Source organism: Sulfitobacter aestuarii (assembly GCF_042685005.1).
GTDB classification, from domain to species: Bacteria; Pseudomonadota; Alphaproteobacteria; order Rhodobacterales; family Rhodobacteraceae; genus Sulfitobacter; species Sulfitobacter aestuarii.
Genome location: NZ_JBHUMP010000023.1, coordinates 21,284 through 33,119 on the forward strand (window position 1 = coordinate 21,284; position 11,836 = coordinate 33,119).

Annotated in this window: 9 protein-coding genes and 1 pseudogene; 5 read left to right on the top strand and 5 right to left on the bottom strand. The window is 60.5% G+C overall.

All coding sequences use genetic code 11. The features are described from left to right. Window positions 1–95 precede the first annotated feature (95 nt). Both ACFSUD_RS17580 and ACFSUD_RS17585 read right to left on the bottom strand, forming a co-directional pair. A complete protein-coding gene (locus tag ACFSUD_RS17580; RefSeq protein ID WP_386375815.1) occupies window positions 96–3,212 on the bottom strand; it encodes an efflux RND transporter permease subunit in 3,117 nt (1,038 codons plus the stop codon). Then, window positions 3,209–4,447, bottom strand: a complete 1,239-nt coding sequence (locus tag ACFSUD_RS17585; protein ID WP_386375816.1) for an efflux RND transporter periplasmic adaptor subunit — start codon at window positions 4,445–4,447, stop codon at window positions 3,209–3,211. The genes ACFSUD_RS17580 and ACFSUD_RS17585 overlap by 4 nt, the downstream gene beginning before the upstream one ends. A gap of 228 nt (window positions 4,448–4,675) precedes the next feature. Here ACFSUD_RS17585 and ACFSUD_RS17590 point away from each other — a divergent pair, with 228 nt between their 5' ends. Beyond that, entirely contained in the window at window positions 4,676–4,894 is a 219-nt protein-coding gene (locus ACFSUD_RS17590) for a hypothetical protein (RefSeq protein ID WP_386375817.1), read from the top strand. An 11-nt stretch (window positions 4,895–4,905) separates the two neighbouring features. Here the strand turns inward: ACFSUD_RS17590 and ACFSUD_RS17595 are convergent, their stop codons facing one another. The 3 genes from ACFSUD_RS17595 to ACFSUD_RS17605 form a co-directional block, all read right to left on the bottom strand. Further along, the gene (locus tag ACFSUD_RS17595) at window positions 4,906–5,163 is read right to left on the bottom strand and encodes a hypothetical protein (protein ID WP_386375818.1); all 258 of its coding nucleotides are present in this window, start codon (window positions 5,161–5,163) and stop codon (window positions 4,906–4,908) included. Between the two features lie 509 nt (window positions 5,164–5,672). After that, entirely contained in the window at window positions 5,673–7,202 is a 1,530-nt protein-coding gene (locus tag ACFSUD_RS17600) for an NAD(P)H-dependent oxidoreductase (protein WP_386375819.1), read from the bottom strand. A 276-nt stretch (window positions 7,203–7,478) separates the two neighbouring features. Next, complete coding sequence (locus ACFSUD_RS17605) at window positions 7,479–7,832, bottom strand: PRC-barrel domain-containing protein (protein ID WP_386375820.1); 354 nt, start codon at window positions 7,830–7,832, stop codon at window positions 7,479–7,481. Window positions 7,833–8,246: 414 nt separating this feature from the next. Between ACFSUD_RS17605 and ACFSUD_RS17610 the strand changes: the two genes are divergently transcribed. From ACFSUD_RS17610 to ACFSUD_RS17625, 4 genes and pseudogenes are all read left to right on the top strand, one after another. Continuing rightward, window positions 8,247–10,016: an amidohydrolase gene (locus tag ACFSUD_RS17610; RefSeq protein ID WP_386375821.1), complete on the top strand. Its 1,770-nt coding sequence runs from the start codon at window positions 8,247–8,249 to the stop codon at window positions 10,014–10,016. An 88-nt stretch (window positions 10,017–10,104) separates the two neighbouring features. Beyond that, window positions 10,105–10,662: a DUF2796 domain-containing protein gene (locus ACFSUD_RS17615; RefSeq protein ID WP_386375822.1), complete on the top strand. Its 558-nt coding sequence runs from the start codon at window positions 10,105–10,107 to the stop codon at window positions 10,660–10,662. Next, window positions 10,659–11,351, top strand: coding sequence for an ABC transporter ATP-binding protein (locus ACFSUD_RS17620; protein ID WP_386375823.1), 693 nt, complete (start codon window positions 10,659–10,661; stop codon window positions 11,349–11,351). The genes ACFSUD_RS17615 and ACFSUD_RS17620 overlap by 4 nt, the downstream gene beginning before the upstream one ends. Continuing rightward, a pseudogene (locus tag ACFSUD_RS17625) lies at window positions 11,348–11,752 on the top strand (ABC transporter permease); the annotation flags it as partial. The gene ACFSUD_RS17620 and the pseudogene ACFSUD_RS17625, both read left to right, overlap by 4 nt. Window positions 11,753–11,836: the final 84 nt, after the last annotated feature.

Consider the following 11,836-nt stretch of genomic DNA (forward strand, 5'->3'; position numbering starts at 1 on the left):
ATCTAGCGAATTTCTACAGCCATACTGGTCGTCCTTCGCTCGACCTAGGGTTGCGCAATGCTGCTAGCTGAACCAACCAAGCTGAACTCCCGAAGTCAAACTGCCTTGGCATCCTTCAATTCGCGTTGCAGCCGTGCCGTCTCTTCCGCCTTCGGCGTCGAGAACCGCGCCAGCAGCAGGTAGGCCACTGGCGTCAGATAAAGCGTGAAGAGTGTCGCCAGCCCTAGCCCACCAACAATGACCCAGCCCAAAGCCTCGCGCGCCTCGGCTCCGGCACCGGCAGACAGGATCAATGGCACCCCACTGATCACCGTCGAAGTCATCGTCATCATCACCGGGCGCAGCCGGATCGTCGAGGCCTCTAGGATCGCATCATGGACATTGCTCCCACCGTCGCGCAGCTGATTGGCAAATTCAACGATCAGGATACCGTTCTTGGCCATGATCCCGATCAACATCACCAGCCCGATCTGGCTATAGACATTAAGGCTGAGCCCGGTCAGCAGCAGCGCAAACACCGCGCAGGCGAGACCGATCGGCACCGTCGCCATCACCACAACTGCCGAAATGAAGCTCTCGAATTGCGCCGAAAGCACCAGGAACACAACCAGAATGGCAAAGCCGAAGGTCATGAACAGCCCGGCATTGGTTTGGTCCAGCGTCGCCGCCTCGGCCAGTGGCACAATTCGGTTTTGCTCGGCGAGCAGCTCGGCGCCGATCTCCTGGACGTGAGCGAGCGCATCGCCAAGTGACAACGCCGGGCTCAGGGTGGCGGAAATCTCGACCGAGCGGTTCTGCCCCTCACGGTCCAACTCCGGTGCTACAGCGCGTTCCTCGAGCGTAATGAAACTGGACATAGGAACCATTTGCCCGTCGCCGGTCCGAACGAAGATATTCTCCAAATCCCCGGGATCGTTCACCGGGCTGGACAAGGTCATCATCTGCACGTCATAGCTGGCGTCGTCGATAAACACTGAGCCAACCTTGCGCCCGTCCAGAACTGCCTGCAAAGCCTCACCGAGCCCGGTGATGTCAATGCCCAAATCAGAAGCGCGGGCTCGGTCGATCTGCACGAAGAGCTGCGGCTGGGTGGTCTCGTATTCCAGCTGAACCTGACCCATTGCCGAGGTCTCGCGCATCCGCGTCACCATCGCCTCGGCGACCTTCGAAAGCTGCGGATAATTTTCACCGGTGATGGCGATGGCCAGCCCCCTGCCCGCGCCGCGAATGCCCAGCGAATTGGGCTGGATCGCAAAGGCGCGTACCCCGATCACCTGCCGCAGCTTACTGTTGATTTCGGCCACAATCTCCTGCTGGCTGCGGGTGCGTTGCTCCCATCTTGCCAGGGTAAAGACCATGAAGCCGCTGTTATCGGCGCCAAAACCACTGATCGAAAAGATATTGGTGATTTCGCCCCTGTCGCGCAGCGGTGCCACAAGATCCTCGATCTGCAGCATTTTCGACTGGGTGTAAGCCAGCGACACGCCCTGCGGCGCGCTGACCCGCAGCAGCGCCACCGCGCGATCCTCCGGCGGCGTCAGCTCTTGTCGGATGCCGCCCGCCACCAGCGCTGCGGTCGCCGCCACCAACACCGCCGCCAGCACGATTACGAAAGGCATCGCCATAGCGTTTCTCAGCGTGACAGCATAGGCCCGCGCCAGCCCATTGCCGAGCCGGACCATCAGGCCATAGTCTCCGGTCTTGGGCGGTCTGCTCAGCAAGCGGCTGGCCATTACCGGACACAAGGTCAGCGCCACCACCGAGGACAGCAGTACCGCCATCGCCAGGGTGAAACCGAATTCGCGAAACAGCCCGCCGGCCTGACCGGGCAGAAAAGACAATGGCACAAACACCGCCGCCAGCGTCGCAGTGGTGGTGACCACCGCGAAGAAAACCTGCTGCGTGCCCAACACCGCAGCGGCGCGCGACCCCATTCCCTTGGCGCGCAGGCGCACGATGTTTTCAAGCACCACGATCGCATCATCAACCACCATCCCCGTCGCCAGCACCAGCGCCAGCAGGGTTAGAATATTGACCGAGAACCCCACCAGATAGATCGCCGCCAGCGTGCCGATCAACGCCACCGGCAGGGTCAGCGCCGGGATCAATGTGGCACGCAGATCGCGCAAGAAGAGAAAGATCACCGCGACAACAATGCACACGGCAAATCCCAGGGTTTTGAGCACCTCGATGATCGATCCATTGATGAAGATTGCATCATCCGAAGTGACGAAGATCTCGATATCCTCCGGCAGGGTACGGCTTAGCTCCTCGACCACGGCACGCACATCGCGCGAGATCTCCAGCGTGTTCGACGTGGCTTGCCGGATTATCCCCATGCCCAGACCCTGCTGACCGTTGGCGCGCAGCATCGTTTCACCCGGCGCCGGACCGAGCGTCACCCGCGCCACATCACCCAACAGCACATCCTCGGCCAGCTGCAGCGCCTCGAAGGCCTCGATTGTCGCCACACTGGCGATGGTGCGCACATTGATCGACTGACGATCCCCCGCCAAATCCCCCGCAGGCGCGTCATAGGCGATATCGGCCAGGGCGGCGCGCATGTGCGACAGGGTCAGTCCGCGGCTGGCCAATTCAAGCTGATCGATATCGACCCGGAAGATCGGCTCCTGGTCGCCATAGATCTGCAGGTCGGCTACCCCATCAACCGAAATCAGACGGTCCTCGACCCGTTCCTGCACGATCCGAGTTAGCTCTTGCGGCGCGCGTCCCAATGAGGTCACTGCAATACGCATCACTGCTTGGGCATTGGCATCGGCCTTGACAATCTCGGGCTGCTCAGCGTTGTCAGGCAGTTGGTTGACTATCCGTGCCACCGCATCGCGCACATCGGTCGCGGCCACATCGATATCGACATTGCCATCAAATTCCAGCGTCACCCGGCTGCGCCCGAACCGCGAATTCGACGAGATTGTCCGCACCCCCGCGACCCGTCCTACCGCGCCTTCGATACGCCCGGTCAACTCCTGATCGACGGTCTCGGGCGCCGCCCCGGAAAATCGCGTCGTGACGGTCACTACCGGACGATCAACATTGGGCAACTCCCGGATCTCGGCGCCGAACAACCCGGCCAGCCCGGCCAGCACGATCAGGGCGTTGATCACAAAGGCCAGGATCGGCCGCCGCACAAAAATTGCAATGCCCGAGGGCGCCGCCGCGCCCGGCCCGCCGGATTGCGACGTCGCGCTCACAGCACGTGCCGCCGCTTGAAGGGCGCCTGAAGAACGGCCGAGTCAATCTGTTCGACCGGGGTCACATCGGCGCCCTCACGCAGGCTCTGCACGCCTTCGATCACGATCGCATCGCCCTTGTGCAGATCCTCAGATTCAACCAGCACGTTGTCGCTGTTGCGCTGCCGGATCAGCACCGGCACAGAGACTGCCTTGCCCGCTCTCACTGCCCAGACAAAGGGCCCGTCACTCGACCATTGCAACGCCAACGGCTCGATCGACATCAACACCCTGCCGGGAAAGGTCATGCTCACCGAAAATGCCATCCCAGCCCGCAATAGATCCTTTGCATTATCCACCCTTCCCTGCACCCGCAGAGTGCGGCTGGCACGATCGACCACCGTATCGATGGCGCTGACTTGGCCCTGCAGCGCTAAATCGCGCAACCCCAGCGGCGTCACCTTTAGCGCCTGACCAACTCTGAGCTTGCCGACCACGCGTTCCGGCACCCGAAACTCGATCAGGATGACAGAGCGGTCGGTGATCGTGGCGAGGATATCCTGCGCCGTGACCCGGTCACCAACCTCGACGTCGATGATGCCGACCCAGCCCGAGATCGGTGCTTCGATTTGGCGTTGCGACAAATGAAACTGCGCCTGCCGCAATGCCAGTTCCGCGTTGCGCAACGCCAATTGCGATTCACGCATCCGGACCTCTGTCACGGCACCGGTACCCTGCAGGCGCGCAATCCGCGCCGCCTCATCGCTGGCATCTTCGAGCCGCACCCGGGCCTGATCCAGCGAAATATTTTCGGCCTCATCCTCAAACCGCGCAATGATGGTTCCCGCTTCAACACGACGTCCCGCCTCAAGGCTCAACTCGGTGATCAGACCGGTCGCCTTCGAGCGCACATCGACCGAATGCCGCGCCCGCCCATCCCCGATGGCATTGATCTGATCTGCATTCACGCGTTCCTGAACCTGCGCGGTGATCACCTGCGCCGCACCGCCATGCCCGGCCCTATCCGGCTCTGCAGCCGTGTCCGGCATCTCAATTCCTAACAGGTCCAATAGCCCGACACGCTGCAACAGCGGGCGCGCGGAGGGCACATAGCCAATCCAGATATAAATTGCTGCACCGAGAAGCAATGCTGATACCAGGACTTGCCGCAAGACGTTCATGGAGCCGATCCTTACCGATGACGCAAACCTGCGCCGCACGCGAAGTCTACGATACTCCCTTAAGAATCTCATCATGCAAAAAAGGATAGACGGATCAGATCACGAAAGCCTGCGAGCGGGCGTGAGCCGTCAGGTGCTCTACCGCTTTGTCATCGACGTTGCGAGCGACTAAGCCACGGCGTTCGGGAGGGACGAAATTCACCTTTCGACTGATGACCGCAGCTCATGATTGGCAGTGACGTCTCGCCCCTAATCTCAGCCGCGGCGGCGGTTAGATTGTCTGCAAGGCATAAAGAGAAACAGATGACGTTTGACAGAACCTACCTACCACTGGCGCTGGCCGCTGCGGTTGTCCTCTTCGCACCGGTTTCGGCTGGTTCTGCCCGCTGGGTTGTGCATCGGCATGTTTTCCGTCAGGTGCCGAACGTGGCAGAAGGGCGCTCGCTCCGCCTCTCGCTCATCGACGGCGGCTTCCTTATTGGGGCCATAGCACTTTTGGGCGCGACACTGGTGGCGTTCTAAGTGATCCGCCCTCAGACATAGGCCAACATCCGCCCGGCGAAGAGACATCCGGTCCAGCCCGCAAGCGACACCACGCGCGCCGGTCGATGCCGCGGTGGAAGACCAACATTGGCCAGCACAAAGGCAAAGAGGCCGAATTCCCAGACGGCGGTCTCGCCTCCCACAACCGACAGCGCGATTACGACGAAGCCCGCTCGCGCCACGGGTACTAGCGTCCGGGCGACTGCCCGAACCGCATCCCGGTCCCGCCACACGTTCAGCAGGCGCATCCCCACGACCATTGTCGTGCCGACCAGCTATGTCATGCCGAGGAGGTTCAGGCTCTCGAGAACTGGGTCGGGGCAGAAGGTTTCGCGCACGGAGTGGCCGAGGCCTGTCTGCTCGGTCACCTTTAAAAGGTCGAGAAAACCGGACATCAGACGCTGAAAGCTAAGCGGCCGGGCGGCCCGACCTCAGCCATCAAGCGGTTGCGGCGCCTCTGGCAGAGCGCTCAGTTGCTGCCAGACCGTGTGGCCAACTTCGAGGCAGAACATCATCGGCCTGTGTTCCTCCGATTCCGCACCGGCCCGGAAGCCCACGACCTCAATAGTCTCGCCTTGCGCTAATGGCCGATCGAGACCCCAGTGGGACATTCAGCTCGGACCGGGGAGTTGTCATTTGAGGATCGAGCCACCGCCCATCGAGGCTTCCTGACGGAAGGCCAATAGCCCCTTTTCGAGCTGCGGTACGGCACCATGCCGCCATCGCTACACGCCCAACTTCACCAGACCGCGCCCCATCACGGCACCCAGTCGCCGATGGTCCAGAGCGGTGGAATACAGAACCACAGGATGTAGGACAGCGCCATTACCATCGTGCCGTCGAGCCTGCGGGCTTTGGGCAGCGCCGTGGCCTCCCTGAGAAGCCGGAGGAAGAGCCAACCGCCGTGCAGCCCGGCAAGCGTCACGATTAGCATGCCTCCGTACAGGCCGGGAGATTGTCGGCCCTCGACCATGATCATACCGCCCGTGGCCGCCAGGGCTGCACCGGCGGCGAGAAGGATGCCGCTGCGGATCCCGAAAGCGACCACCACCGTGCGTTTGCCTGCGGCGCGGTCCGCATCGCGATCGGGCACGCCCGACAGGATGATGGCCGGCAGGATCGAAAGGCAGAGCGGCATGGCGGCGAGCCAAGGACGGGGATCGCTCAACATCCCACCCTGAACAAGATGGCCGAAGGCAATTGACATGAAGCTGTGGGTCACGGCGACGTCGATCTCGCCGAGGGTGCGGTAGGAGAGCTTCAGCGGCGGTTGCGTGTAGCCGAGTGTCAGAAGAAAGCTGAGGACAATGAACAGTGTGAGGATAACGGGCGCCTGCGCTCCCGCCATGAGGAGCGCCGCAGTTGCAACCGCGGCCGCAATCATCGCAAGCATTCCCTTGCGAAGGGATCCGCGGTCCAGCAAACCGTTGTGCAGCACCCGGGATCCGCCGTTGAAGGGCCCCCAGAGCGCGTTTCGGCGGTCGCTCTCGAAATCTTCCAAATCGTTCCCGAAGACGGTGGCCGCTTCCAGAGCGAAGAGGAAGAGATAGCCGAGCCAGAAACGCGGGAGATCGAGCGGATCCTGCCCGCTGCCGATCAGGGCGCCCATCCAGTAGGCGAAGAACGTCATTGGATAGAACTGGAGCCGCAGGGCGGCCAACCAGGGCGATGCCCTTCTCCAGAAGCGCTGGCGCGGCGAATGCGTACCCCGTGCAAGGCTGCGGCCCAGGCGCGCGGCCGACTCGATCCACTTTGCCCGCTCGCCCGATGTAGAGCGGTTGACCGGCCCGAAACGCGTGTGGCGCGTCACGTCGATGCCGCAAAATCCGAGCGTCGCGCGCGCCATGGCATTGGCCCCCGGCGCGCGGTTCATGAACCGGTACACCGGACCCGGGGTATCCATCGTCGTGATGAGTTCGGCGCTGCGTCCACCGAGCAGCCCGGCAAAGCCGGTACCGCCGGTGATTTCCTCGAAGGCCCAGCCCGGCGTCAGGATCCTGTCGAGAAACCCCTTGAGAAGCGCAGGGTAGGTTCCCCACCACGTCGGATAGACAAAGACAAGATGATCCGCTGCCGAGATGGCTTGGCGCAATCTGACGAGATCCCGTTCGGGTTCCTGCGCAGCGGGGGAACTACGCCGCACGTGCGGATCAAAATCCATGGAGTCGAGCGCGGCGAGCTTCACACGACATCCGGCCTCGCGCGCTCCGTCGGCATAGCTTTCTGCAATTGCCCCGCACAGGGTGGCCGTGCCGCGCGGATGCGCCAGCACGACCAAGACCTTCAAAGCTTCGCGTTCCGTGCCGCAGGCTCCCAAGTTCAACTCCCCTTTTGGCAATGCCCGTTCGACCTGGCCCGTTTGGCTTGAACAATGCCGACTGCCAGGATCCCGGGCGCCCCGATTGCCTGAAAGACAAGCACAACAACCGATATCTACGTTGCAGATCACCGTCCTGCACGGGGCGGGACCGTCTCGCTTTTCCAGCCCTTTGCTGGCGGTTCAGTGGTCTGAAAAAATAGGCACGATCGCCCTCATGGTGGTGCCTCTCGCCTTCATCCGTTTTTAGATCCAGTAGCGTTTTGCGTGACAATGCTCATGGAGGCGCTGCTCCCATTCACGATCCGCGGACCAGTTTTCCGTGGCGGTTGGCGCGGCTTTGACCTCGTCCTCAACGATGTCGGTCATGAAACCGTCTACGCTGGTATCGTAGCGCAGCTTATCCCACGGCACAGGATAATGATCTTCGCCCATCCCCAGAAATCCGCCAAATCCCATCACGGCATAGGCAACCTTTCCCGAGTGCTTGTCGATCATCAGGTGATCGATCGACCCGATTTTTCCACCATCAATGCCAAAGACTTCTGTGCCGTTCACGTCAGACGAAGAGACGAGGTTCGCGGACATTGAAACATTCATGATCCTTCCTCGTTTGACTGATTGGTTCTTTCGATACCAGCACAACCAAAGCCCCCCGGGTTCAGTTCCCCTGGAGAACGCCCGCCAGCACGGGTTTGCCGATGTTGTAGCGGAGCACGGTCGTGCGGTCACCGCTTTGACGGAACCCGGCGGTGCCTCGCCAGCGGCATCAGCTCAGACCCTTGGCTTGGCAGCTCGGGTGCGAAAAGTTCAGCACGACGATCTGGCGGGGGCAACCGTAACGCGCCATTGCTTCTCGGAGGCTATTCCCCACCCACTTAGCCTGGGACGGTAAGCTGCGACATTCAACTGGACCGAGTAATAGTCAGAACTGGCAGTAGGCCCAGGGCCAGCCGAGCGCAGTATCGACATCGTGCCCTAGGGTAACTTGACGACCGACAGGAGAACTAAAAAATGACATTCCATTATAAAAATACGCGAGCTGCATTCGGTGCAACCATAGCGCTGCTGCTTTCATCGACCGCGATTGCCGCGCAAGAAAACGCTCCCGACAAGATTTTCTTCGGCGGCAACATTCTCACGATGAACGATGCCAACCTCTTTGCGGAATCTGTCGCGATCGAAGGTGACCGTATCACGCATGTCGGACTGCTTGAGGACATCAAGCCACTGGCGGATGAGTCGACCGAAATGGTGGACCTCGGGGGCAAAGCCATGCTTCCGGGTTTCATCGACCCACATGGGCACTTCGTCAGTGCAGGAATTTCCTCTCTGCAAGTCGACCTTAACCCCCCGCCGATCGGCACAACGACCAATATGGATGAACTGATCGCCAAGCTGAAGGAGCGAGCGGACGCGGACAGCGAGGCCGCTGTCATCCTCGGAACGCGCTACGACGATACGCTTCTTGCGGAGAACCGCCACCCGACGAGAGAGGATCTCGACCAGGTCAGCACGACGCGTCCGGTGATCATAAGACACATCTCGGGTCACGTTTCAGTCGCAAACTCCAAGGCGCTCGAAATGGCCGGAATCACAGCTGATACGCCAAATCCCAATGGTGGTCGCATCGCCAAGGACGCCACGTCCGGAGAGCCCACCGGCGTTCTCGAGGGCGGCGCAGGCGGGCTTGTCCGGAGCCTGGCTCCAGAAATCACGGAGAAGGATCAGCTGGCGGCAATCCGCAAAGCGTCTGAAATGTGGGCCGCGTCTGGCTTTACCACCGCCAATGATCAGCCAAGCGATCCAAGCGCGATCGACCTTTACAAACAGGCGCTCAATAGCGGCGATCTACTACTGCGCCTGACATATTGGCCCAGAGAAACAACCGTGGAAGGCGCGGAAGGTTACCCGGCGGTGAAGTCTGGAACCGATCTGACGGCCGGCCAAAACATGATTGTGCATGGACCGATGAAACTCGTTATCGACGGGTCGCCGCAGGGCTACACCGCCAATTTCAGCCAGCCCTACATGACCCAACGCCCTCAGGATGACGGAAACTACAGAGGTTTCCCTTACTGGGACGATCGCAAGGCTTTCTTTGATTACGTTGAAACGCTGCACCGCAAAGGATGGCAGATTACCATCCATTCCAATGGCGATCAGGGCATTCAGGATACCCTCGATGCGTTTGCCGCCGCCCAGCGTGCCGCTCCCCGCGAGGACGCCCGACATACGATCCAGCACGCCCAATTCACCCGACCGGATCAGCTCAATCAGATGGCGGCGCTCGACGTGCATCCCGACTTCTTCATCGGGCATACATTCTATTGGGGTGATCGCCACAAAGACGTCTTCTTCGGCCCTTCACGTGCTGCGCACATGAGTCCGCTGAAAGGCGCCTATGAGCACGGTTTGACCCCAACGACCCACACGGACACACCCGTGGTTCCGATCGACGGAATCCAGATGATCTGGTCTTCCGTAAACCGGATGTCGACAGGGGGCGAAGTTATCGGTGAGGATCAACGGGTCAATCCTCTGGAGGCGCTAAAAGCCATCACGATCAACGCCGCTTGGCAGTACTTCCAGGAAGATATCAAGGGAACTCTCGAACCAGGAAAGTTAGCGGACTTCGTGATCCTTTCGGAGAACCCGCTTTCAGTAGGACATCTCGACCCGATGAGGATCAAGGATATCAAAGTCCTCGAAACCATCGTCGGCGGCGAGACGGTGTTTGAGGGTGAAAAGGAGTCGATCGTCGCCAGGCACTTCAAAAATTAATCCTTCCAAGATGCGCGAAACCAGGATCGCCCCTAAACAGGGCGGTCCACCTATATCCGCGCTAGGTATTCCCATGATTAGATTAGACTTGGCACTCGTACTGGCTATCGCCGCATCGCCCGTGATGGGTCAGGAGCACCGTCAGCTCGGCGCACATGAGCATGGTGTTGGAAAACTGAACATCGCCTTCGATTCCGGTCAAATCTTCATGGAGATGTCCGCGCCCGGTGCTGACATTGTCGGTTTCGAACACGCTCCGGAAAGCGCCCGAGACCGCGCTACCGTGAATGATGCCGTCGCGCGCCTTGCACAGCCACTTGATCTTTTCGCCCTGTCGGAAGACGCCGGATGCTCCGTCGCTCAGGCCAAGGCAAGGTTCGTGACCAAAGAAAATAAGGAGCATGACAGCCACGACGTAACCGGCGAAAAAGAGATTTCCGCTGCGGGACATGCCGAGTTTCATGCCGAGTACAGCTTTACCTGTTCAGACTTTACGGCATTCGACCAGATCGTTTTTACCTACTTCACGGTCTTTCCGAAAGCGCGTGAATTAGACATTCAGTTGATCTCGGAGAAAGGTGCCTGGCATGCCGAAATTTCCCGCGAAGCACCGGTGCTCGACCTTCGGGGACGCACCCAGAGATGACCCCCGCGCTCGCTCTCCAGGACCTCCGTTACACTTGGCCAGGCCGAAACGGATTTGGTTTGAACGTCTCCGACTTCAGCCTGATGCCGGGGGAAAGCGTCTTGCTTCTTGGCGAGAGCGGAGCAGGAAAATCCACGCTCCTTTCGCTCGTCTGTGGGATCGTGACGGTGTCTTCGGGCCGCGTGACTGTTGAGGGGACGGACCTTGCCAGACTGCGTGCCGGTGAACGCGACCGCTTCCGCGCAGAAAGGATAGGAGTGATCTTCCAGCAACTGAACCTATTACCCTATGCACGGGTGGCGGATAATATCCTTTTGCCCCTTCATTTCGCTCCGGAACGCCGCCGCCGTGTGCGCAATCCGGGCGCCGAGGCGGCCCGTCTCTGCCAGGATCTCGGGCTTCCGACCGAAATCCTGGCGGCACCGGCCGGGCGTCTCAGCGTCGGCCAGCAGCAGCGTGTCGCCGTGGCGCGAGCGTTGATCGGCCGACCGTCACTGATCGTCGCGGACGAACCGACCTCGGCATTGGACGCAGCGACACAGGACAGCTTCCTGACACTTCTCTTCGATCAGGCGGCCGAGGCAGGCTCCTCCATGTTGATGGTCAGCCATGACGAAAGGCTGGGATCGCGCTTCGACCGCGTCGTCCGCCTTGAAGAGATCGCCGAGACACAGAGGGCTGCATGTTGATACTGCGTCTGGCTATAGGCTCCCTTATGGCGCGTGCTTTGACCGTCGGCATGACCATTCTTGCAATCGCGCTATCCGTCGCTCTCTTCCTTGGGGTCGAGAAAGTGCGCACCGGCGCTCGGGCAAGCTTTGCTGACACTATCTCGGGCACTGACCTCATCGTTGGCGCGCGTTCGGGGCCGGTCCAACTTTTGCTCTACTCGGTGTTCCGTATCGGAAACGCCACCAATAATGTCACCTGGGAAAGTTATCTGGACATCGCTGCGCGGCCAGAGGTCGACTGGATCGTGCCAATCTCGTTGGGCGACAGTCACCGTCAGTTCCGCGTCATGGGGACGACGCCCGCCTTCTTCGATCGCTACAAGTACCGAGGCGGCCGATCCTTGGAGTTTGTTGAAGGCCATGGCCTTAACAGGGTGCTGATTTAGTCGCTGATCCGGAACGCTATCCCTTCAACGGCGCCGGTTCGGGTGATCTTCTCACTT

Bases quoted from the DNA above. Each gene is read 5' to 3' on its own strand.
- ACFSUD_RS17590 (WP_386375817.1), top strand. From the start codon at position 4,676: ATGACGTTTGACAGAACCTACCTACCACTGGCGCTGGCCGCTGCGGTT.
- ACFSUD_RS17610 (WP_386375821.1), top strand. From the start codon at position 8,247: ATGACATTCCATTATAAAAATACGCGAGCTGCATTCGGTGCAACCATA.
- ACFSUD_RS17620 (WP_386375823.1), top strand. From the start codon at position 10,659: ATGACCCCCGCGCTCGCTCTCCAGGACCTCCGTTACACTTGGCCAGGC.
- ACFSUD_RS17585 (WP_386375816.1), bottom strand. From the start codon at position 4,447: ATGATGAGATTCTTAAGGGAGTATCGTAGACTTCGCGTGCGGCGCAGG.
- ACFSUD_RS17595 (WP_386375818.1), bottom strand. From the start codon at position 5,163: ATGCGCCTGCTGAACGTGTGGCGGGACCGGGATGCGGTTCGGGCAGTC.
- ACFSUD_RS17605 (WP_386375820.1), bottom strand. From the start codon at position 7,832: ATGAATGTTTCAATGTCCGCGAACCTCGTCTCTTCGTCTGACGTGAAC.